At 69.1% G+C, this 21,268-nt stretch carries 19 protein-coding genes; 11 read left to right on the plus strand and 8 right to left on the minus strand.

Annotated features, from left to right (window positions below):
• Positions 1-10 precede the first annotated feature (10 nt).
• Positions 11-700 carry an MBL fold metallo-hydrolase gene (locus ACZYYX_RS27575; RefSeq protein WP_463817999.1) on the minus strand — a complete coding sequence of 230 codons (690 nt, stop codon included), beginning with the start codon at positions 698-700 and terminating at the stop codon, positions 11-13.
• Positions 701-838: 138 nt separating this feature from the next.
• Between ACZYYX_RS27575 and uvrA the strand changes: the two genes are divergently transcribed.
• Positions 839-3,742 (plus strand): excinuclease ABC subunit UvrA, encoded by a 2,904-nt coding sequence (gene uvrA / locus ACZYYX_RS27580; RefSeq protein ID WP_463818000.1) that lies wholly within the window; start codon positions 839-841, stop codon positions 3,740-3,742.
• On the opposite strand, the gene ACZYYX_RS27585 is transcribed toward uvrA, so the two are convergent.
• Positions 3,739-4,659, minus strand: a complete 921-nt coding sequence (locus ACZYYX_RS27585; RefSeq protein WP_463818001.1) for a LysR family transcriptional regulator — start codon at positions 4,657-4,659, stop codon at positions 3,739-3,741. The two genes, uvrA and ACZYYX_RS27585, sit on opposite strands and share 4 nt — an antisense overlap.
• A 90-nt stretch (positions 4,660-4,749) precedes the next feature.
• On the opposite strand from ACZYYX_RS27585, the gene ACZYYX_RS27590 reads away from it, so the two are divergent.
• A complete protein-coding gene (locus tag ACZYYX_RS27590; RefSeq protein WP_463818002.1) occupies positions 4,750-5,637 on the plus strand; it encodes an SDR family oxidoreductase in 888 nt (295 codons plus the stop codon).
• On the opposite strand, the gene ACZYYX_RS27595 is transcribed toward ACZYYX_RS27590, so the two are convergent.
• Positions 5,600-6,766 (minus strand): winged helix DNA-binding domain-containing protein, encoded by a 1,167-nt coding sequence (locus tag ACZYYX_RS27595; protein WP_463818003.1) that lies wholly within the window; start codon positions 6,764-6,766, stop codon positions 5,600-5,602. The two genes, ACZYYX_RS27590 and ACZYYX_RS27595, sit on opposite strands and share 38 nt — an antisense overlap.
• A gap of 120 nt (positions 6,767-6,886) precedes the next feature.
• On the opposite strand from ACZYYX_RS27595, the gene ACZYYX_RS27600 reads away from it, so the two are divergent.
• From ACZYYX_RS27600 to ACZYYX_RS27620, 5 genes are all read left to right on the plus strand, one after another.
• Positions 6,887-7,372 (plus strand): lipoprotein LpqH, encoded by a 486-nt coding sequence (locus ACZYYX_RS27600; RefSeq protein WP_463818004.1) that lies wholly within the window; start codon positions 6,887-6,889, stop codon positions 7,370-7,372.
• A gap of 76 nt (positions 7,373-7,448) precedes the next feature.
• Positions 7,449-9,029: a hypothetical protein gene (locus tag ACZYYX_RS27605; protein ID WP_463818005.1), complete on the plus strand. Its 1,581-nt coding sequence runs from the start codon at positions 7,449-7,451 to the stop codon at positions 9,027-9,029.
• Positions 9,020-10,222, plus strand: coding sequence for a CHAT domain-containing protein (locus tag ACZYYX_RS27610; RefSeq protein ID WP_463818006.1), 1,203 nt, complete (start codon positions 9,020-9,022; stop codon positions 10,220-10,222). The genes ACZYYX_RS27605 and ACZYYX_RS27610 overlap by 10 nt, the downstream gene beginning before the upstream one ends.
• Positions 10,219-11,574: a hypothetical protein gene (locus ACZYYX_RS27615; protein ID WP_463818007.1), complete on the plus strand. Its 1,356-nt coding sequence runs from the start codon at positions 10,219-10,221 to the stop codon at positions 11,572-11,574. Before ACZYYX_RS27610 ends, ACZYYX_RS27615 begins: the two co-directional genes overlap by 4 nt.
• 2 nt (positions 11,575-11,576) lie before the next feature.
• On the plus strand, positions 11,577-12,677 hold the full coding sequence (locus tag ACZYYX_RS27620; RefSeq protein WP_463818059.1) for a hypothetical protein: 1,101 nt from the start codon (positions 11,577-11,579) through the stop codon (positions 12,675-12,677).
• Here the strand turns inward: ACZYYX_RS27620 and ACZYYX_RS27625 are convergent.
• From ACZYYX_RS27625 to ACZYYX_RS27640, 4 genes are all read right to left on the minus strand, one after another.
• Complete coding sequence (locus ACZYYX_RS27625) at positions 12,671-12,931, minus strand: hypothetical protein (protein WP_463818008.1); 261 nt, start codon at positions 12,929-12,931, stop codon at positions 12,671-12,673. The genes ACZYYX_RS27620 and ACZYYX_RS27625 overlap by 7 nt on opposite strands.
• A 23-nt stretch (positions 12,932-12,954) precedes the next feature.
• Positions 12,955-14,328, minus strand: a complete 1,374-nt coding sequence (locus ACZYYX_RS27630; RefSeq protein ID WP_463818060.1) for an alpha/beta hydrolase — start codon at positions 14,326-14,328, stop codon at positions 12,955-12,957.
• 98 nt (positions 14,329-14,426) lie between these two features.
• Entirely contained in the window at positions 14,427-17,756 is a 3,330-nt protein-coding gene (lysX, locus tag ACZYYX_RS27635; RefSeq protein ID WP_463818009.1) for a bifunctional lysylphosphatidylglycerol synthetase/lysine--tRNA ligase LysX, read from the minus strand.
• A gap of 59 nt (positions 17,757-17,815) precedes the next feature.
• Complete coding sequence (locus ACZYYX_RS27640) at positions 17,816-18,178, minus strand: DUF1844 domain-containing protein (protein ID WP_463818010.1); 363 nt, start codon at positions 18,176-18,178, stop codon at positions 17,816-17,818.
• Between the two features lie 252 nt (positions 18,179-18,430).
• On the opposite strand from ACZYYX_RS27640, the gene infC reads away from it, so the two are divergent.
• The 4 genes from infC to ACZYYX_RS27660 are packed head-to-tail and all read left to right on the plus strand — an operon-like array spanning position 18,431 to position 20,474.
• Positions 18,431-19,045: a translation initiation factor IF-3 gene (gene infC, locus ACZYYX_RS27645; protein WP_335333579.1), complete on the plus strand. Its 615-nt coding sequence runs from the start codon at positions 18,431-18,433 to the stop codon at positions 19,043-19,045.
• 6 nt (positions 19,046-19,051) lie between these two features.
• Positions 19,052-19,246 carry a 50S ribosomal protein L35 gene (gene rpmI / locus ACZYYX_RS27650; RefSeq protein WP_046366216.1) on the plus strand — a complete coding sequence of 65 codons (195 nt, stop codon included), beginning with the start codon at positions 19,052-19,054 and terminating at the stop codon, positions 19,244-19,246.
• Between the two features lie 53 nt (positions 19,247-19,299).
• Complete coding sequence (gene rplT / locus ACZYYX_RS27655; RefSeq protein ID WP_335333540.1) at positions 19,300-19,689, plus strand: 50S ribosomal protein L20; 390 nt, start codon at positions 19,300-19,302, stop codon at positions 19,687-19,689.
• A gap of 32 nt (positions 19,690-19,721) precedes the next feature.
• On the plus strand, positions 19,722-20,474 hold the full coding sequence (locus ACZYYX_RS27660; RefSeq protein WP_463818011.1) for a TrmH family RNA methyltransferase: 753 nt from the start codon (positions 19,722-19,724) through the stop codon (positions 20,472-20,474).
• 4 nt (positions 20,475-20,478) lie between these two features.
• Here the strand turns inward: ACZYYX_RS27660 and ACZYYX_RS27665 are convergent, their stop codons facing one another.
• A complete protein-coding gene (locus tag ACZYYX_RS27665) occupies positions 20,479-21,258 on the minus strand; it encodes an SDR family NAD(P)-dependent oxidoreductase (RefSeq protein ID WP_463818012.1) in 780 nt (259 codons plus the stop codon).
• Positions 21,259-21,268: the final 10 nt, after the last annotated feature.

The following is a 21,268-nucleotide window of genomic DNA, read 5'->3' on the forward strand; positions in this document are numbered from 1 at the left end:
ACGCGCTGGATCACCAGCCGCGTTCGCGCCACTCGTCCAGGTGTGGGCGTTCGGTCCCGAGTGTGGTGTCGTCGCCGTGCCCTGGGTACACGACGGTCGAATCCGCGAAGACGTCGAAGACCCGGCTGCTCACATCTCCCAGCAGCTGTTCGAAGTCCCCCTCTTTCCACGTCTTGCCGACGCCCCCGGGGAACAGGCAGTCCCCGGTGAACAGGTGCACGCGGTCCTGCCCGTCCTGGCCGGTGTCGGCGCCGCGCAGCGCCAAGGCCACCGAGCCGGGCGTGTGGCCCCGCAGGTGGATGACGTCGAAGTGCAGGTCGCCGATGTCGATGCGGTCGCCGTCGGCGAGGACGCGCTCGGGAGTGACGGGCAACGGGTCGGCGTCGAGCCGGTGCGCTGCGGTGGGGGCGCCGGTGGCGCGCGCCACCTCTTCGAGCGCCATCCAATGGTCCTGGTGTTGGTGGGTGGTGACGATCAACGACAGGCTCGGCGCGTGGTCGGCAATCAGGCCGCGAAGGATCTCGGCGTCGTTGGCGGCGTCGATGAGTAGCGTCTCGCCGGTGCGGGAACAGGTCACCAGGTAGGCGTTGTTGTCCATGGGACCCACCGAGGCCTTCACGATGGACGCGCCGGGCAGTGTGCGCCGCGCCGCGGTGTGCGCCTCGACGTGGCCGGTGTAGTTGTCGTCGACGACGGTCATGGTGACCCACGGTACTTCGCTGCGCGACCTGCGCCGCCACCGCCGGGTGAAACCTGTCGGTGGGTCGACCTAGCATGAGTCTGTACTGCGTCCAGAGGACGCATCGGGCACGTCTTCTTCTCGGAGGGAAAGGACACCGTGGCTGACCGCCTAGTTGTCAAGGGTGCCCGGGAGCACAATCTGCGTGGCGTCGATCTGGATCTGCCGCGCGACGCGATGATCGTGTTCACCGGGCTTTCGGGGTCCGGCAAATCGTCGCTGGCATTCGACACGATCTTCGCCGAGGGCCAGCGCCGCTACGTGGAGTCGCTGTCGGCCTACGCCCGCCAATTCCTCGGACAGATGGACAAACCCGACGTCGACTTCATCGAAGGCCTCTCGCCGGCAGTGTCGATCGACCAGAAGTCCACCAACCGCAACCCGCGGTCGACCGTGGGCACCATCACCGAGGTCTACGACTACCTGCGTCTGCTCTACGCCCGCGCCGGTACGCCGCACTGCCCCGTCTGCGGGGAGCGCATCGCGCGCCAGACGCCGCAGCAGATCGTGGACCAGGTGCTCGCGATGGACGAGGGGTTGCGCTTCCAGGTCCTCGCGCCGGTCGTGCGGACCCGCAAGGGTGAATTCGTCGACCTCTTCGACAAGCTGAACACGCAGGGCTACAGCCGCGTCCGTGTCGACGGCGTGGTCCATCCGCTCACGGATCCGCCGAAACTCAAGAAGCAGGAGAAGCACGACATCGAGGTGGTCGTCGACCGCCTCACGGTCAAGGCGTCGGCCAAGCAGCGGCTCACCGACTCGGTCGAGACCGCGCTCAACCTGGCCGACGGCATCGTCGTCCTCGAATTCGTCGACCGTGAAGACGATCATCCGCATCGCGAGCAGCGGTTCTCCGAGAAGTTGGCGTGTCCCAACGGGCACGCGCTGGCCGTCGACGACCTCGAACCGCGGTCGTTCTCGTTCAACTCGCCGTACGGCGCGTGCCCGGAGTGCACCGGCCTGGGCATCCGCAAGGAGGTCGATCCCGACCTCGTGGTGCCCGATCCCGATCTGACGCTGGCCGAGGGGGCGATCGCCCCGTGGTCGATGGGGCACACCGCGGAATACTTCACCCGCATGCTCGCGGGCCTGGGGGACCAGCTCGGATTCGACGTGAACACCCCGTGGAAGAAGCTGCCGGCCAAGGCGCGCAAAGCGATCCTCGAGGGGTGCGACGAGCAGGTGCACGTGCGGTACAAGAACCGCTACGGCCGTACGCGGTCCTACTACGCCGACTTCGAAGGCGTGCTGGCGTTCCTGCAGCGCCGCATGGAGCAGACGGACTCCGAGCAGATGAAGGAGCGCCTCGAGGGCTTCATGCGCGACGTGCCGTGCCCCGAGTGTCACGGCACCCGCCTCAAGCCCGAGATCCTGGCCGTGACGATGACGGCCGGTGAGTACGGCGCCAAGTCGATCGCCGAGGTCGCGGAGTTGTCGATCGCCGACTGCGCCGCATTCCTCAACGCGCTCACGCTCGGTACCCGTGAGGCGGCGATCGCCGGGCAGGTGCTCAAGGAGATCCAGTCCCGGTTGGGCTTCCTGCTCGACGTCGGGCTGGATTATCTGTCGCTGTCACGCGCTGCCGGCACGCTGTCCGGTGGCGAGGCGCAGCGCATTCGACTGGCCACTCAGATCGGGTCGGGTCTGGTCGGGGTGCTGTACGTGCTCGACGAGCCGTCGATCGGCCTGCACCAGCGCGACAACCGCCGGCTCATCGACACGCTCGTTCGGCTCCGGGACCTCGGCAACACGCTGATCGTCGTCGAACACGACCTCGACACCATCGCCCACGCCGACTGGGTGGTCGACATCGGTCCCGCCGCCGGCGAGCACGGTGGTCAGATCGTGCACAGCGGCACCTACAAGGACTTGCTGAAGAACCCGAAGTCGATCACTGGCGCCTATCTGTCAGGCGCAGAGGAGATCGAGGTTCCGACGATGCGCCGGGTGCCCGACAAGAAGCGTCAGTTGACCGTCGTCGGGGCGCGCGAACACAACCTGCGCGAGATCGACGTCGCGTTCCCGCTCGGCGTGCTGACGTCGGTGACGGGAGTGTCCGGGTCGGGGAAGTCGACTCTGGTGAACGACATCCTGGCCTCGGTGCTGGCCAACAAGCTCAACGGCGCCCGCCTGGTTCCGGGACGGCACACCCGTGTCAACGGCTTGGACCATCTGGACAAGCTGGTGCGGGTGGACCAGTCACCGATCGGCCGGACGCCGCGATCGAACCCGGCGACCTACACGGGCGTGTTCGACAAGATCCGAACGTTGTTCGCCGCGACGACGGAGGCCAAGGTGCGCGGCTACCAGCCCGGCCGGTTCTCGTTCAACGTCAAAGGCGGCCGCTGCGAAGCGTGTTCGGGCGACGGCACGATCAAGATCGAGATGAACTTCCTGCCGGACGTGTACGTGCCGTGCGAGGTGTGCCAGGGCGCGCGCTACAACCGCGAGACGCTCGAGGTGCACTACAAGGGCAAGACGATTGCCGAGGTGCTCGACATGTCGATCGAGGAGGCGGCGGAGTTCTTCGCGCCGATCAGCTCGATCCACCGCTACCTCAAGACGCTCGTCGACGTCGGCCTGGGTTACGTGAGGCTCGGGCAGCCCGCGCCGACGCTGTCAGGCGGTGAGGCGCAGCGCGTGAAGCTGGCCTCCGAGCTGCAGAAGCGTTCGACCGGCCGAACGATCTACATCCTCGACGAGCCGACAACGGGTCTGCACTTCGAGGACATCCGCAAGCTACTGACCGTCATCAACGGCCTTGTGGACAAAGGCAATACGGTCATCGTCATCGAGCACAACCTCGACGTCATCAAGACCTCGGACTGGATCATCGACATGGGGCCCGAAGGCGGCTCGGGCGGCGGCTCTGTGGTCGCGACGGGCACGCCCGAGGACGTGGCGGCCGATCCGGACAGCTACACCGGTCACTTCCTCGCCGAGACCTTGGGCATGGCGCAGCCGAAACCGAAGGCACGCAGCCGCAGAAAGGTCAGCGCCTAGACCATCGGCTCGGGCTCTGCAGCGAGGACATCGTGCAGGATCCGGCGAAACGCCGTGATGCCGGGGTCGTTGTCTGCCCGCGGGTGCCAGAACACTCGAACGTCACAGGTCGGCAGGGTCAGCGGAATCGCGAAGAGGCTGATCGCCGACGTGCGGGCGTGGTACTCGGCCAGGCGGCGGGGAGCGACGGCGATGCAGTGGCCGTTCTCGACGACGGGAAACAGAGAGCTGTAGTGCGCCACGGTGAGCCGGACGCGCCGGGTGAGGCCGAGACGAGCCAACTCGTCGTCCACTTCGCGGCCGCGGCCCGCGCTGATCCGGACGTTGGCGTGGGGGAGGCCGACGAACCGTTCGAGCGTCATCGTGGCGGCGGCGTCCGGGTGTTCTGCCGCGATGACGCCGACCATGTCGTCGGTGAACGCAGGCTCTGAACGCCACGTCGCCGGTGTGGTCGTCGGAATGCCCATGTACACATCAATCTCGCCGCTGGCCAGGGCATCCGCGATGCTGATCCGGTCCAGCGCCTGCACCCGCACCCGTGAGTGGGGAGCCTGCTCGTGCAGCCGGCGGTCGAGTCCCGGCAACAACAGGGGGCCGTACAGATCGGCGAACGCGATCACCCACTCGCGGGTCGTCGTGGCCAGATCGAATGCGTCGAGGCCCGAGACGATTCCCTGCACGAGGCGGAGCGCCTCGTCGAGGCTGGGCTGCACGGCCAGGGCGGCGGGAGTGGGGGTGAGGCCGCGGCCCGTGCGCACCACCAGCGGATCGTCGAGCAGGACCCGCAGTCGCGCCAATGCGTTCGACACCGCGGGCTGGGTCAGGTGCAGGCGCGCCGCGGCCCTGGTGGCGCTGCGCTCCTCGAGGACCGCGTGCAGGACCACGAGGAGGTTGAGATCCACCCCGGACAGATTCATCAGATGAATGTCCCACATCACCACTCATGATTGGCGCTGATGATTCGCTGTTCCTACCGTCGTTGTCGGGACGACGGAAAGGACACGACGATGCGAGTACTGGTGACCGGGGCGAACGGTGGGGTCGGCTCCATGATCATCGACCAACTGCGGGACACCGATGTCGAGGTGCGCGCGACATGCCGCCGGCCGGACCGCCGGCGGTTGTCGGCGGTGGAGGCGGTGCCCAGCGATCTCGATCAGCCGCAGACACTGCGCCCCGCACTCGAGGGCGTCGACGCCGTCTTTCTCGTCAGCTTCGCCCGACCGGACGTCCTGCCCGAACTCGTCGAGCACATGAGAGCGGCAGGGGTCCAGAAGGTCGTCGTGCTCTCCACCATCGACACCACACGCACGGAGCGGTTCGTCGAATACAACAAGCAACGTCACCTCGCCGTGGAGAACGCGGCCATCGACGGCGGCTTCGCCACGGTGTGCCTGCGTCCGGGCGCCTTCGCGCGCAATGCAATCCGCTTCTTGGCCGGCCAGATTCGTGAGCATCGGCGCGTCGGGCTGCCCTTCCCCGAGTCGCAACAGGCGCCCATCGCCGACGAGGACATCGCCGAGGTCGCGGTGACTGCCCTCACCACCTCACGGCTCGACGGGCAGAAGGTGGTCCTCACCGGACCGCACTCCTTGACGATGCGGGAGCAAGTCGGCCTCATCGGCCGCGCGATCTCCGAGTCCATCGACATCACGGTGCTCACGGATGCGCACGCCCGTGCCCTCTACGGGCAGGTGCTGCCGCCGCAGTACCTCGATCTGCTGATGGCGCAGTGGGCATTCGAAGTCACCGAACCTGCCGAGGTGACGCAGGCAGTGCCCACGATCACCGGCCGGCCGGCCGTCACCTTCGGCGACTGGGCTGCCAGCCACCGCGACGCATTCCTCGACGGCACTGTCAGCGCTTGGACGCCGGGGACGGGAACCGGGGGCTGACCCGAACACCGCCGAGCCAGGTGGTCAGCTCCGCGGCCCGGGCCTCGAGCGCCGCGGTCGCCCGGCGGCCCACCTTCTCCAGCAGGACCAGCTCGACGCGCCCAGTGTCGTCCTGACGCCACGCGCCGACGACGCGGCCGTTCACCCATGCGGTGGGACCGGCGTTGCCGTTGCGGTCGAACACCTCGGCCCTGTGCGGACCGAGGTACCAGTCCCGGTCGAACCAGCCCATCGTCGTGGGATCCAGCGACGGCAGCAGGGCGCACCACGGCTCAGGGTCTGGCTCGTGCACGTCCTCCGGTAGGACGAACCCAGTGTTCCCGTCCAACCGCACCTCCTCGGCGTCGACAGCGGACAGCGCTTTTCGGGCCCACGTCAGGGTCGTGCCGAACCACCATTTGATGTCGGTGAGCGTCGCGGGGCCGAACGTCGCCAGCCAGCGGCGCACCAGCTCCGCACTCGCGGTGTCGGCGTCGGCGGCGGTGTCGAGGCCCGGTAGCCACGTGTCGGTGGCCGTCCATCGCGGTCGTGACGTCAGCCACCCACCGTCGTTGAGGCCGCGCATGATGTGGCCGCGCGCCGACAGCACCGTCAGCACCCGCGGCGCGACATGGCCCTGCGCGCTGTAGGCCTTCCCGGGTGCGGGGTTGTACGTGCCGGTCAGTTCGGCCAGCGCTTCTCTCAGTTCCTTTGCGCTGCAGGGGCCTTCGCTTCGTAGGTGGCGGACAACCGCAGCGCACGCGGTGTGCAGCCAGGCGGCGCCGTCGGCGGCCACGCCGGCGCGTTCCACGTCGGCGGCCAATCGCCGTGCCTCGTTGGCGGCCACCCGGTCACTGGCCGCCGCCTGGACCGCGGGCAGGTCCTCCGGCCGCACCACCCACAGTGTTCTGCGCATCGCGAGGTGCTTGATCACCGAGCGGTCCCTGTACAGCGCAGCGTCGACGTCGTCGTGGACGAAACCCGGCAGGCGGGCCCACAGCGACAGGTACGGCGTCGCGGGGTCGGTGGCATGCAGGGCCACCAGGCGCTCGGTCACGTCGGACACCGACGCCCCGACTGCCGCAGGCGGACTCAGCATGTGCCGGTGCGCGAGACGGGCGCGGCGCTGCTCGACGGTGATGGTGCGCATCGTCTCCCGACCGTAGTCGCCCCGTCCGACACCGAAGTTGGGATCGGTAGCTCAGTCCGCCCATTTCACTGTTCTCACACGACGCCAACGAGGCGGAGTACGACGAAGGGAATGACAACGATGAAGCGAATTGTCGCAGGCGTGATCGGTCTGGCCGCGGGCACCGCCATGCTGGTGGGCTGCTCCAGCGACAAGGAGACCCCCGCGCCCGGTAGCTCCCAGTCAGCCACCTCCGCGGTGGCGCAAGGCGGCGCAACCGAGGTCAAGGTCGACGGGGCCGATCTGGCCGGCCTGGATCTGAACTCCGTCACCTGTGTGAAGCAGGGCGGCAAGATCACGGTCGCCAGCGGTGCGATCGGCGGTCAGCAGGGTTTGGGTGTCGTGATGACCGACGCGGCCACCCCGGTGGTCGAATCGCTCGGCATGGTGGTCGACGGCAATGCGCTGGCCGTAGCCAACGCGATGGGCGCCAAGAGCGGCTCGGCCGAGGTCAAGGTCGACGGCAACCGGTACACGATCACCGGCGAGGCGGTGGGTGCCGACATGAGCAATCCGATGGCCGGCATGCTCTCCAAGCCGTTCACGGTGACCGTGACCTGCAGCTGAGACCGTTGCAGCCACGACGATGCCGGATCGAGCGGCGGGCGTGCCCCGCACGCCCGCCGCTTCCTATGATGACGCGATGACGATCGAGGAAGATCTCGACAAAGCTCGTCATCTCGCATTCGCCGCCGACGAGGAGGCGGCCAAAGAGCTGCTGCTGTCCCTGCTGCCGCGTGTCGAGAACGCCGGTCGCGACGACCTGGCGCTCGAGGTCCTCGCCCAGCTCGGAGAGATCTACCTCGTGCGGACCGCGTATTCCGGTGTCACCGAGGCCGTCACGAGAATCCGGGACTGCCTCCAGAACTACGTCGCGACGGATTCACCAGATCCCCAGATCGCCCGCATGATCTGCCGGTACACGCGGCGCGCGCTGTTCCTGGAGACCGGACACGCCGCAGCGCACGGCGAACACGAAGCGGCCGCAACGGCGTTAGAGGCACTGATGGAGGAGGCCGGCATGTTCGAGGAGCTGGCAGCCGAGCACGCCTACCTGATCACCTATGCGCGCATCCTCTGCGCCGTCGCGCTGTGCGACGACGATCTGCACGTGCAGTCCCTGCCACTGTGGCAGCAGGTGCTCGACGCCGTCGACGGTCCCGGCGACGGCAGCGAACACTCCGATGCGCTCCGGGTTCTCGCGGGCACCGGTTACGGGCGGTTCTGCGTCGAAACGGGCCGGCTCACCGAAGCCGAGCCGTGGCTGCGCAGGGCCGGAGCACGAGCGAAGGCGCGCAATTGGCGGTTGGCCACCTCCCGCACCCAGCTGGAGCGCGCGACCGCGTCGTGGGCCGCCGGGGATCGGCCGAAAGCCCAGGAACTGGTCCACGAAGCGTATCCGGCCATCGCCGAACACATTCGGGCCCACGACGTCTCCCGCTGCTGGCTGTATTTCGGGTTGATCGCCATCTCCGTCGGCGCCTACGACGACGCCGACGAGCGCCTCGGCCACGCCGAGCGCCACTGGCGCGAACTCGGCAAGCCCCTGCACATCCATCGAATCCTGTTGCAGCGCAGCTGGGTCGACATCTTTCGCGGTGACTTCGCCGCAGCCGCCGCCCGAGTCGAGGAGGCCAGGGCGCTGTTGGACGCCTGGCCCCGGCACAGCTGGTTGCAGTACGCGCGCCTCGACGACCACGTCGGCACGCTGCTGCGCGCCCAGGCCCAGGCCGACCCCGCGACCGCCGAGCAGAAACTGGCGGAAGCGGCCGAGCTGAAGATCCCTGCCGCCCTGGCGGTCGATTCGGTGCGGTACTCGATCGCCGACGCCGACGCCCGCATGCGCTGGGCCACCTACGTCTCCTCCCGCATGCTCGCGGGTGCCTTCGCCGTCGCGTGGGAGTGGGGCAACACGGAACTGGTCAGCGAGTTGATCGAATATCACTGCGCCCGTGGCACGTTCATCGCTCCCGAAGCGGAGACCGCCGCATGGGCGGACACCGCCACGGCCACGGTACCCGTCGAGGAGGCCGAGGAGTACGCCCTCGTCGCTTCGGGTGGTGCGGTGGTCGGTGCAGGCCCGCTGACCCGGCTGGGCGCGCTGCCGCCGCTGCGCATGGACCCCGACGGCCACCTGGTGCTGCACCGGTACCGGGATCTCGCGGCGGCCCGCTACGGCCGCGAGGTCATCGCCGCGGAGGGTGAGTGGTCCACATGGCCGTGACCGCCGACCATCTGCTGCTGCGCTACGCCGACGTAGGCGTCGCGACCTACGCCAGCCTCCGTGTGGTCGGCAGGCCGGCGAGCACCGTGACGTGGGTGATGGACGAGGCTGCGATGGGCGCCGTCCGGGATCTGCTGACCGACGCGCTGCCCGACCCGCGTCCCCAGGAGAGTATCGCCGACGCCGTGCAACGAGCCGTCACCGCAGGATCTTTCGCGTCCCAGACGGCCGAACAACACCTGGCTGAGGTGCTCGGCGAGCACCTCATGCCCGAGGCGGCGTGGCGGTTGCTCGTCGACACCGCCGCGGAACCGGGCGCCGTCCTTTTCGCGGCACCTACCTCACGACTGGCTCAGGTGCCCTGGTCGGTCCTCGCGATGCCCGCCGACGGGCGGCGCCTGATCGACCTCGTCGACATCCTTCTGGCAGCACCACCCAACATCGCTAACGCACCTCGCCGGCCGACACCGTGGCGGCCCGACAGCGCGCCGCTGCTGGTCCTGGACCCGCGGGTGCCCGGTCAGCGGCCAGACTCTGCGCTGGGCTCGGTGCTGGGCAGGCCGGACCCGCAGACCCCGGTGGCCCGCCATTTCGCCGCGCTGATGACCCGGCGCGAGGTGCTGCCGGCGGCAGGCTCCGCGCTCGAGCTGTTCCGCCGCGCGGAGGCCGACCGTGGCTGGCTGGCCGCACAGCTGCGACGGGAACCAGGCCGATTGCTCTACGTCGGCCATGCCACGGCCGCAGACGGGGACGTCGGCCACGCCGACAGGGCGGCGATCCACCTCGCCGAGGCTGACCCGCTGAGCGCCGGGGAACTGATGGCCGCGGCGCTGCCGATGCCCGCACGGGTCGCGCTGTTGGCCTGCGCATCGGGCGGGGACTACCGGTTCGACGAGGCGACCGGGCTGGTGGCCGCCCTCATCCTCAACGGCGCCGTGCTGGTCACCGCGACCCTGTGGTCGTTGCCGACGACGGCCGGATTCCGCCGATTCTGCAGTGCGGCAATCGAATCGGCCGACCCGATGGGGGATGTGGTGGTCGCGGTCGACACCGCCCACGATGCGTCGGAAGCGGGCCGGGCGGTGAACGCGTGGCAACGCGCTCAGCTGGCCCGCTGGCGGGCCGGCGACGGCACGGCCAGCCCGCTGTATTGGGCCGCGCTGGTCACCTTCGCCGTGGACGGTGCGCGATGAGCGTCCTGGAATGCCACCTCACCTCCTATTCTGTTCGCGTGAGCGCGGAAGCCGGGCAGTCGGTGGGCGTGCGGCAACCGCGCCGCGCGGTGATCGACGCTGCCTGGCGGGCGATCGGCCCGGGTGTGGAATGCCTCAGCGGCGACGACGGCGCGCCGTTGACCCGGACCGTGAAACGCATCATCGACCCGCTGGTTCTGCGGCTGCGGGTGAACACGCGTTACTCCGCGCCCGTCGTCACCGCGGAGGTCGCCGCCGAGATGCACGGTGCGATCGTCGAGCAGGGCGAGACACTGCAGCACACCGCCGCGTGGTTCGACCTCCTCAAGCGTGAGCGCCGCCGGCTGCGCATCACCCAGGGCAACGCTCAGGAGCTGTACTTCCCGGTCTGCTACGAGCTCGCGGTCACCGCGGGGCCCGCAGACGCCGCCGAGGCCGAACGCGTGCTGCGTGACGTGCACGCCGAGCGCGACCGTACGGCCATCGACCTGCTGAACAGTCACGTCGCCGACCCGGCCGTCGTCGCCGAGCTCGACGAGCAACTCGACCGGGCGTGGCGGGATGTCCTGCCCGGGCGGGGCGCCAGTGCGCCGTTCCTGGCGGGTCTGTCGACGGTGCTGGCCGATGCCGCCGGCCACAACGCGGGCGCGGCCCGGTCGCGGGTGTGGTCCGCGCTGGTCGACGACATGACCCCCTACAACCTCGGTGCGGCAGCCCGCGTCGACGGCGCGGACCTGCCCTGGTCGTTGACCGACCTGGGGCTGTCGTCGGCGGAGCCGCAACGCTGTCCGGCCGTGACGCGGCCGACGCGGGTCGAGGGGGAACGACCGCTGGACCGCAGCGTGGTGGATCGGGTGCGCGCGACGCTGCGCCGCGGTATGGATCGCGACGAGCTGCCCGACATTGCGCTGCTGTGCGCCGAGGAGGTCGACCGAGCGGCCGCGCCGTGGGGGTTGCTGGGCGAGGACAAGCAGGCGACGCTGCTCGCCGGTATCGAGGTGGCCACCGATCTGGCACCGCTGGATTCGACCGCGTGCCCCCGGTACGGGCTGTCCTCGCGCATCCAGGCCCGGCTGCGCAAGGAGGCCTATGTCCTGCATGCCCGCCGCTACCTGGCCGACGGCGCTGCGGTACATCCGCGCCAGCAGCAGGTCATCGACGAGCTCGCCTCCTTCCGTCGGCCCTACCTGAACCGGCTGTGGGCGCGACTGCACGGTCGCGACGTCTGGCAGGAGCCGTGCTCTGATGCCGAGGACGTGCGTGCGCTCCTCGACGGAGTCGCCCGTTCGGTGAGCCTGGATCACCGGCAACGCATCAAGGCGATGCTCGGTGCGGAGGGCATGGCGTCGTGAAGATGCACAACGACGCGGGGCTGTGGACGACGGGACCGACCCCACCGGCGCCGCCGCTGACCGCGGTCATCGAGGTTGCGGGCGCCGTGCTGAGCTGGCCGGTCGACGACGCCGGCGCGCAACCGCAGATCGTGTTCACCGACGTGACCGAGGCGGAGTGGCTGTGGCGGGTCCTCGGCCCGGGTGGTCACGAGGCCGTGGTGGCGGCGCTGCTCGAGGGGGATACGGGCACGGTGGTCGACATCCCGGACGCCGGCGTCGAACCCGGATCGCTGGACGCGCTGCATCGCCTGGCGCTGGGGCACTGGCTGCGGCGGTGGTGGCCGGCCAGCCGACAGGACGGCATCGTCGATCTCGACATGGCCCTTCTCGACGGCGAATTGGCCGTGCTGACCGAGGCGACGCAGGAGTTCTTCGACGACGACGCGTTCGACGCCGAGGTGACCGATCTGCTGCGCCCGCACAGGCCCCTGTTCAGTGTGCTTGCTCAGCACGATGATTCGCGTGTCGCCGACCTCGCGCAGTCCTGCCTCACGCTGGCCGAGGACCTCGGCTTGGCCGACGAAGGGGCCGTCGAAGAAACTGTCGGCGCCTCCGGGGCACAGAGACGCCGCGACGATTACGCACTCGCGGCCGGGCCCGACGCACGGCCGGGCCGGCTGGGCGAGGCCATCGCCGAGGGTCGGGATTCGGTGCGGTGGGCGGCGGTGCCGCCGGGGATCTTCGATGCCGCCGAGAACACCGTCGCCTGGTCGGTGCAGGTGACAGGCCCGACGGTCACCGCGATGGTGCGCGCCCAAGTATGGGGTGCCGGATCGCCCGAGGGGATTCCGGTCCGGTTCAGCAGCGGGAGCTACGCCGGCGCCGGAGCCCTGGACGCTGCGGGCACCGCGTCCGTGCCACTGTTCGACGGTGAGTCACCACTGACCGAGGACGCGGCCTGGGACCACGACTGGAGCGGGGCGGCGGTGACCGTCGGCGCCGATGCCGACGAATCTCCTTCTGCGCGTGAGCGAGTGCGGACGCTTGCCCGCACCCGGCTCGCGAGTTCCGGCGACGGAGTCTTCCTGGCCGAGCTCCTGGCCGCCGAAGCCGACTACTGAGAGTCCCCGTCGGCCTCGTCCGGGTGCATCGACTGCCTGATCTGCGCCAGCCGCTCGGCTGCCGCGCGCTGCCGCGCGTCGTACTGCTCGGAAGCCGCCCGTCCCTCCGGGGTCTCGGAGGCCAGCTCGGTCGAACCCAGCGACGTCGCGAACCGGTTCTCGATCTTCTCGCGCACCGCGTCGAACGTCGGTATTCCGTCGTCGGTGTAGCCGGTGTCGTCGGTGTAGCCGGTGTCGGTGGGGTCGTCGGGCATGATCCCCACGCTACCGGCGGCCGCTAGCGAGCGGCCGCCTTTTCCACTGCGGCGGCCGCCGGCGGGAGCGGGCTCGCAGGCGGGGGCGGCGCTTGCGGGCTGGCAGGCAGCGCCGCGGGCGGCACCCCCGGGGTGCCGATCGCGCTGGCCATCCACGGCAGCGCGGTCGCGAAAGCGGTGGAGGCGAACGGCCAGTCGTGATTACCCGGCTGGTTGACCACCGCGCAGTCGATGCCTGACTTGCTCCCCAATGCGCACAGCGTCGAGGCGGCGATCGCCTGATCGTTCGGTTTGCCGGTACCCGACCCCGGCAGCGGGCCGTTGACGTCGAACCAGCCCTGCACGCCGCGGTAGGGGCCGTGGCGGGCGATGACGGTGCTCGGATCGAACGACGCGTAGGCGGCAGTGTTGCCGTCGAAGAGGCGGGCGACCGTCTGGGCCTGGTTGCCGGAGTTCGGCGCGAGATCGCCGGCGATGTCCTCGAACGCGCTGAACATGTCCGGATGCATGACCGCCAGATCCACCGCGCAGGTGCCACCCATCGACCAGCCGACAACGCCCCAGTTCGCCGCGGCAGGACTGACGCCGAAGTTGGCTCTCATGTACGGCACGACGTCGCGGGTCAGGTGGTCTGCCGACTGCCCGCGCGACCCGTTGACGCATTCGGTGTCGTTGTTGAAGGCGCCACCCGGGTCGACGAACACGACGACGGGGGCCTGGCCGTGGTGCGCGGCCGCGAAGTCGTCGAGGATCTTGATCGCATTGCCTGCGCGCATCCAGTCCGCCGGCGTGTTGAACTCTCCGCCGATCATCATGATCGTCGGAAGCGGCGGCGCCGGATCGGTGGCGTACCAGGCGGGCGGCAGATAGACGAACTCACCGCGATGCTTGAAACCGGATGCGGTGTCGGGGATGTCGACGGGCACGACGCTGCCCTTGATCGGGATCGTGTGGGCGCGCTGCATCGCTTTGACCGTCACCTGGTCGGTCTGGTCCGGCAGCGGGCCCGCCGTCAGTTGGCTCCACGCGGTCTGCACGGTGGGGAAGTAGCCCGTCCAGAGGTTCAGCGCCAGAGCGGCGCACAGTGCGCACAGCGGAACCGCAACCAGGGCCACGCCCCGTCGCCACCACTGCGCGTCACGCCAGCCCGACACCAGCACACCGAACGCTATGCCCGACAACGCGATCCACACCCACAGCGTCTGCGGTGCCGGATTGGTGTCGTCGGCGACACCGGCGGTCTCGGTGTACCAGTAGGCGCCGACGGTCAGCATCACTCCGATCACCGCCGACCACGGCAACCACACCATCCGCCAGCGTCGGGTGCGCCAGCCGATGGCGGTCACGAGGGCAACGATCGCCAGAACCTGGATGGCGACGGGCAACCACCCGTGCATCAGAGACAGATGGTGGCGCACGGAGTCGAAGAACGGACCGGACGTCGTCACGTCTCCACCTTGACGGCCGAAGCTTGGAGCAGGCTGTGACCTTGCTGCTAACGAGGTTTGGCCAGCGGGAACGGCAATGTCTCGCGAATACTGCGGCCGGTGATCATCATCACCACCCGATCCACGCCCATACCCAGCCCGCCGGTCGGGGGCATGGCGTACTCCATCGCCTGCAGGAAATCCTCGTCGAGTTCCATCGCTTCGGGGTCCCCGCCGGCGGCCAGCAGCGACTGCTCCTGCAGGCGGCGGCGCTGCTCCACCGGATCGGTGAGTTCGCTGTAGGCCGTGCCCAGTTCGACGCCCCAGGCCACCAAATCCCAGCGCTCGGCGACTCCGGCGATGCTGCGATGCGGACGGGTCAGCGGCGACACCGAGGTGGGGAAATCGGTGTAGAACGTCGGCGCCTCGGTGCGATCCTCGACGAGGTGCTCGTACATCTCCAGCACCACGGCGCCGGTGTCCCAGTGCGTGAGGTAGGGGATGGTGGCCTTGTCGCAGAGCCGGCGTAGCGTGCCCAGATCCGTGTCGGGCGCGATGTGCTCACCCAGCGCTTCGGACACCGCGTCGTGCACGGTGGTGACCCGCCACGGTCCGGCGATGTCGACCGGTTCCAGGGTGCCATCCTCGCGCGGGCGCATGAACACCTGCTCACCGTTGGCGGCCTGGGCGGCGTTCTGGATCAGCTCCCGGGCGCCGTCGATCCACACCCGATAGTCGGCGTGCGCCTGATAAGCCTCCAGCAACGTGAATTCGGGGTTGTGACTGAAGTCCACGCCCTCGTTGCGGAATGCACGGCCGAGTTCGAAGACCCGCTCCACGCCGCCGACGCAGAGCCGCTTGAGGTACAGCTCGGGGGCGATGCGCAGATACAGGTCGAGGTCATAGGCGTTGATGTGGGTGAGGAACGGACGCGCATTGGCCCCACCGTGGATCTGCTGCAGGATGGGCGTCTCGACCTCGAGGAAACCCTTGTGCACCAGTGTTTCCCGGATCGCGTGCAGCACGGCGCTGCGCGCCCGTATCAGCTCACGCGCGTCGGTGTTGACCGCGAGGTCGACGTAGCGGGCCCGTACCTTGGCCTCCTGATCGGTCATGCCCTTCCACTTGTCGGGCAGCGGGCGCAGGCACTTGCCGATCAACCGCCACCGGCCCACCAGCAGCGACCAGACGCCTTTTCGGCTGCGTCCCATCGTGCCGGTCACCTCGACGAGGTCGCCGAGATCGATGGTGCGGGTGAAGTCCGCGGTGCAGCCGGTCTCGAGCATCGAATTGTCCAGCAGCAGTTGCACATCGCCGGACCAGTCCCGCAGTTCGACGAACAGCACGCCACCGTAGTCGCGGAGCCGCAGCACGCGGCCTGCCACGGTCACCGCTGTGCCTTCGGGGCTGTCGAGGGCCTGGGCCACGGTGTGGCTGGGCGGACTGCCCACCGGGTAGGCGTCGATGCCGTCGTCCTGCAACGCTTTCAGCTTGGCCATGCGGACCCGCACCTGCTCGGGCAACCGGGGAACGCCGCTGTCCTCGGGCGCATCGGTGCGCAGGCCGTCGAGGTCGGGTGCGGTGCCGTCGCTGTGCAACGTGCCCGTGGCGATCACCGAACCGGGCACGGCGGTGTGGTGGCCGGTGTGAGGCTGCTCGTGGCGGCGCGAGAACGGAAGAACCAGAAAGCCTTCGGCGATGACGGAGGCGATCCCGACCCGCGGAACCAGCCGCGCGTCCTCGTAGCAGGCGTAGCGAGGCACCCACTCTGGCTGGTACTTCATGTTGGACCGGTAGAGGGTCTCCAGCTGCCACCACCGGGAGAAGAACACCAGCAGAGCCCGCCACATCCGGGCCACTGGTCCCGCGCCGAGCTGGGCGCCTTGCTCGAAGGCCGACCGGAACATCGCGAAGTTCAGCGACACCCGGGTGATGCCGATCTCCTCGGCCTGCAGGCACAACTCGCTGACCATCAGCTCGATGGTGCCGTTGGGTGAGGCGGGGGAGCGGCGCATCAGGTCCAGCGACACCCCGTTGGTGCCCCACGGCACCAGCGAGAGCATCGCCACGACCTCGACCTCCTCGGTGCCCTCTGTGGCCGGGTCCTGAAGTGCCTCGACCAGAAGGCAGTCACCGTCGGCAGGATCGCCGAGCCGGCCCAGCGCCATCGAGAAGCCGCGTTCGTCGTCGGTGTCACGCCAGGTGTCGGCCCGCTCGATCGCGGCCGCCATCTCCTCGGCGGACAGGTCGCGGTGGCGGCGCATCCGCACCGTGACACCGGCGCGGCGGGCCCTGGTGACTGCTTGGCGGACCGCGCGCATGTCGGGTCCGGACAGGCGGAAGTCGTCGGGATGCAGGATCGCCTCGTCGCCGAGCTGCAACGCGCTCAGCCCGGCCTCTCGGAAGGCCTGGGCTGCCGTCGAACTGGCCCCCATCACCCCCGGCGCCCACCCGTAGGTCTCGCACAGTTGCAGCCATGCGGCGATCGCGGCCTGCCAGGCGCGCGGATCACCGACCGGGTCGCCGCTGGCCAGACACACGCCGACCTCGACGCGATAGGTGATCGCGGCGCGGCCGTTGGGTGCGAACACGACGGCTTTGTCGCGGCGGGTCGCGAAGTAGCCCAGCGAATCGTTCTTCCCGAACTGTTCCAGCAGCCCGCGAATCGCGGATTCGTCCTCGCCGGTGAGCGCGTTGTCGGCGCGCTGGGACTGGAACAGCACGATCGCGGCGACCATCAGCGCGAGCGCGCCGAACAGTCCGAGCAGCGCGTTGACGAAGACATGCGGGTGGCCGGCGAAGGTGTCGGAGTCCGCTCCGGCGAACGCACCCACCCGGTTCAGCGCGTACCAGAAGCGATCCGAGCGGGCCAGCGAGCCGGGGAACACCTCGAGCAGCGCCCAGCCGACCAGGGTGCCCACCGTCATGCCGGCGAGCAGGACGAGCGCCGCCTTGAGCAGGGCGCCTCGGCGCACACGGGCCCAGAACTGGCGGCGCGCCAGCACCAGACACACGACGGCGACGATGTGGAAGCCGAGACCGATGATCTCGCCGACCTTCTCGAACCAGCGCTCGCCGCCGTCGATCAGAGCGACCAGGTTCCAGATGGCGGCGGCGACCATGTAGCCGCTCAGAATCCACAGCGCGATGCGTTTGCGGGCGGCCAGCGCCGCGGCCAGCAGCGTGAGCACGAACGCCCAGGCGAAGCTGGTGTCCGGGAAGTTGAAGATGTAGTCGTCGACGAACTCGCGCGGCACCTTGATGGCGGCGCGGATCAGCGGCGAGATGCTGGCGAGCAGCGACAGCGTCGCGATGACGCCGACGATCCAGCCGGCGGCGGCAGGCACCCATCCGAAGCTGGGTGCGGGACGGGTCCTGGCAACGCCAGTGGTGGTCATAGGGCGCGAGGATAGGCGCTCACGCTGCGTCGCGGCTGCATGTTGGCCGCGCGCCGACGTCACCAGACCGGACCGGTGTACTTCTCTCCGGGGCCTTTGCCGGGTTCATCGGGTGCGGCGCTGCCCTCGCGGAACGCCAGCTGCAGACTCTTCAGGCCGTCGCGGACCGGTCCGGCGTGCGGACCGAGGTACTCCGCCGACGCCGTCACCAGCCCCGCCAGGGCCGTGATCAGGCGTCGTGCCTCGTCGAGGTCGCGGTGCGGGCTGTCGTCGGGGTCGTCTGCCGACAGGCCGAGCTTCTCGGCGGCCGCGCTCATCAGCATCACCGCGGCGCGGGTGATCACCTCGACCGCGGGCACCTCGGCCAGTTCGCGCGCGGGCGGCCCGGCGTCCGGTTCGGGATGTGCAGAGCTATCGGTCATGGCTGCTAGACTGACATGCGCGACCGTCCCGGCTAACGCCAGGGACAGCAAGTGGAGTCCCAACTCCCACCGCCTGCCGACGAATCATCACAGGTAGCGCGGTCCGGTCCGGATATCGGTGACGACGTCACCGGCGTCTGGCCTGGTCGGCATCGGGCCCTGCTATGAGCAGGGCTTATTCGTTCCTATGGGGACGTCTGCCGCCGGGGTGGGGACTCTGTGATGACAACAGGATCTACCCCGGGAGGCCCCATCAGCACTGAGACCCGCGTCAACGAGCGCATCCGCGTACCTGAAGTCCGTCTGATCGGACCGGGCGGTGAACAGGTAGGCATCGTGCGCATCGAAGATGCACTCCGCGTCGCCGCCGACGCCGATCTCGACCTCGTGGAAGTAGCGCCGGACGCCAAGCCGCCCGTGTGCAAGATCATGGACTACGGGAAGTTCAAGTACGAGACGGCGCAGAAGGCTCGCGAGTCTCGCAAGAACCAGCAGCAGACCGTCGTCAAGGAACAGAAGCTCCGTCCCAAGATCGACCCGCATGACTACGAGACCAAGAAGGGTCACGTCATTCGCTTCCTCGAAGCCGGGTCGAAGGTCAAGGTGACGATCATGTTCCGCGGCCGCGAGCAGTCGCGGCCCGAACTGGGTTTCCGCCTCCTGCAGCGCCTGGGCGCCGACGTCGCCGATTACGGCTTCGTCGAGACGTCGGCGAAGCAGGACGGCCGCAACATGACGATGGTGCTGGCGCCGCACCGCGGCGCGAAGACTCGTGCCAAGGCAGCCCACGATGCGGACGCACCGGCGCAGCAGCGCACTCCTGCGCAGCCCGCCGAAAACCAGCCCGACACATCACAGAAGAACTGAGGAAACATGCCCAAGGCGAAGACCCACAGCGGCGCTTCGAAGCGGTTCCGCAAGACCGGGACCGGCAAGATCGTCCGCCAGAAGGCCGGCCGTCGCCACCTGCTCGAGCACAAGGCGAGCAAGCGCACCCGCAGGCTCGACGGCCGCACCGCGGTGGCTGCCAACGACACCAAGCGTGTCGCGAAGATGCTCAACGGCTGACTCTCTCGGGCGCTCGCGCCCTCTCCCTTAACCAACCCAGATAGGAAACACCCATGGCACGCGTGAAGCGCGCAGTCAACGCGCAGAAGAAGCGGCGCACAGTACTCAAGGCCTCGAAGGGCTACCGCGGTCAGCGGTCCCGCCTGTACCGCAAGGCCAAAGAGCAGCAGCTGCACTCGTTGACCTATGCCTACCGTGACCGGCGTGCTCGCAAGGGCGAATTCCGCAAGCTGTGGATCTCGCGCATCAACGCCGCCGCACGGGCCAACGACATCACCTACAACCGTCTGATCCAGGGGCTCAAGGCCGCTGGCATCGAGGTGGACCGCAAGAACCTGGCCGAGATCGCCGTCAGCGATCCGGCTGCGTTCACCGCGCTGGTCGAGGCTGCCAAGGCCGCACTGCCCGAGGACGTGAACGCGCCGTCGGGTGAGGCTGCCTGACTCTGTCAGAGCTGACTGAGCGATCTGCCCGGGTGGTGGCGGCAGCCAAGCTGCACCGCCACACCGGGCGCCGCCGCGCCGCACGTTTTCTCGCCGAGGGGCCCAACCTCGTGGAGGCAGCGTTGCGGCGCGGACTCGTTTCCGAGCTGTTCGCCACCGAAGCTGCCGCGCAGCGATTCGCGGACCTGCTGACCGGGGCAACCGTCCAGCTGGTCACGGAGAAGGCCGCGAAAGCGTTGTCCGACACCGTGACTCCGGTGGGGCTCGTCGCGGTGTGCGAGCAACCGAGCGTCGACCTCGACGGCGTGCTGGCCGCGGGACCGACGATGCTTGCCGTCCCCGTCGGGATCTCCGAGCCCGGCAACGCCGGCACCCTGATCCGGGTGGCCGATGCGATGGGCGCCGATGCCGTCGTGCTGGCCGGCGAGAGCGTCGACCCCTACAACGGCAAATGCCTGCGCGCCTCAGCGGGCAGCATCTTCTCGATTCCGGTTGTCTCCGAACCCGATGCGCCGCACGTGGTCTCACGGTTGACGGCGGCCGGTGTACAGATCCTGGCCACCGTCCTCGACGGCGACGTTAACGTCGACGACGTCGATGCCTCGAACCCGACGGCGTGGTTGTTCGGTCCGGAGGCACACGGCCTGCCTGACGACGTGACGGCACTCGCGACCGCGCGGGTCCGTATTCCGATGCTGGGGGAGGCGGAGAGCCTCAACGTCGCCTCGGCGGCGGCCATCTGCCTCTACGCATCGGCCCGTAGCCGTCGCGCCGCGCAGCGCTGATCCGTTACTCGGCTTTGAGCATCCGCTCCGACACGGCGAGCAGGAGCTTGCGCGGTGCCACCCGGTACCCCGAGGCGAGGATGGCGTTCTTCAGCCCGGAGACCACGGTGGGCGTCGACTTGTCGAGCGCGGTGAGCGCGGTGTCGACGACCTCGGTGGCGCTCTGGCGCCCGTCGGTCATGAAGGTCTCGCCGGTGCGGTCGAAGAACTCGGTCTCTGTCGCGCCCGGGCAGAGCGCGAGGACCCGCACGCCGGTCTTGCGACATTCCTGCCACAGCGCCTCGGTGAAGGACAGCACGAACGCCTTCGTGGCGCCGTAGACGGCCATGCCGGGGGTGGGCTGGAATGCCGCCGTGGACGCCACGTTGATCACCACGCCGTGGCGCCGCTCGATCATCGCGGGCAGATAGCGTGCCGTCAGATCGACCAGCGTTCCGCAATTCAGTTGCACTGCGCCGGCATTGGCGTCGGGATCTTGGGTGTGGAACGCGCCGTGCAGGCCGATGCCCGCGTTGTTGATCAGGATGTCCACGCGGCGATCGAGCTCACCGACGCGCGCGGCCAGCTCGGCGCCGGACCCCGGGCGGGCGAGGTCGGCGGTGACGATGTCGACGACGATGCCGGGATGGCGCTCCGCCAGGCGTGCACGCAGCGCCTCGAGCCGGTCGGCGCGGCGGGCCACCAGGATCAGATCGGCGCCGCGCGCTGCGAGCTGGACCGCGAACTCCTCGCCGATACCGCCGCTCGCGCCGGTGATCAACGCCGTGCTGTCGGTGAACTCCACGCGGGGCTCC

This window comes from Mycobacterium sp. IDUB_1, assembly GCF_055419625.1.

What these genes read in the sequence shown, in the direction of transcription:
- ACZYYX_RS27575 (WP_463817999.1), bottom strand. Translation starts at nt 700, where the DNA reads ATGACCGTCGTCGACGACAACTACACCGGCCACGTCGAGGCGCACACC.
- ACZYYX_RS27585 (WP_463818001.1), bottom strand. Translation starts at nt 4,659, where the DNA reads ATGAATCTGTCCGGGGTGGATCTCAACCTCCTCGTGGTCCTGCACGCG.
- ACZYYX_RS27590 (WP_463818002.1), top strand. Translation starts at nt 4,750, where the DNA reads ATGCGAGTACTGGTGACCGGGGCGAACGGTGGGGTCGGCTCCATGATC.
- ACZYYX_RS27595 (WP_463818003.1), bottom strand. Translation starts at nt 6,766, where the DNA reads ATGCGCACCATCACCGTCGAGCAGCGCCGCGCCCGTCTCGCGCACCGG.
- ACZYYX_RS27600 (WP_463818004.1), top strand. Translation starts at nt 6,887, where the DNA reads ATGAAGCGAATTGTCGCAGGCGTGATCGGTCTGGCCGCGGGCACCGCC.
- ACZYYX_RS27605 (WP_463818005.1), top strand. Translation starts at nt 7,449, where the DNA reads ATGACGATCGAGGAAGATCTCGACAAAGCTCGTCATCTCGCATTCGCC.
- ACZYYX_RS27610 (WP_463818006.1), top strand. Translation starts at nt 9,020, where the DNA reads ATGGCCGTGACCGCCGACCATCTGCTGCTGCGCTACGCCGACGTAGGC.
- ACZYYX_RS27615 (WP_463818007.1), top strand. Translation starts at nt 10,219, where the DNA reads ATGAGCGTCCTGGAATGCCACCTCACCTCCTATTCTGTTCGCGTGAGC.
- ACZYYX_RS27620 (WP_463818059.1), top strand. Translation starts at nt 11,577, where the DNA reads ATGCACAACGACGCGGGGCTGTGGACGACGGGACCGACCCCACCGGCG.
- ACZYYX_RS27625 (WP_463818008.1), bottom strand. Translation starts at nt 12,931, where the DNA reads ATGCCCGACGACCCCACCGACACCGGCTACACCGACGACACCGGCTAC.
- ACZYYX_RS27630 (WP_463818060.1), bottom strand. Translation starts at nt 14,328, where the DNA reads ATGCACGGGTGGTTGCCCGTCGCCATCCAGGTTCTGGCGATCGTTGCC.
- lysX (WP_463818009.1), bottom strand. Translation starts at nt 17,756, where the DNA reads ATGACCACCACTGGCGTTGCCAGGACCCGTCCCGCACCCAGCTTCGGA.
- ACZYYX_RS27640 (WP_463818010.1), bottom strand. Translation starts at nt 18,178, where the DNA reads ATGACCGATAGCTCTGCACATCCCGAACCGGACGCCGGGCCGCCCGCG.
- rpmI (WP_046366216.1), top strand. Translation starts at nt 19,052, where the DNA reads ATGCCCAAGGCGAAGACCCACAGCGGCGCTTCGAAGCGGTTCCGCAAG.
- rplT (WP_335333540.1), top strand. Translation starts at nt 19,300, where the DNA reads ATGGCACGCGTGAAGCGCGCAGTCAACGCGCAGAAGAAGCGGCGCACA.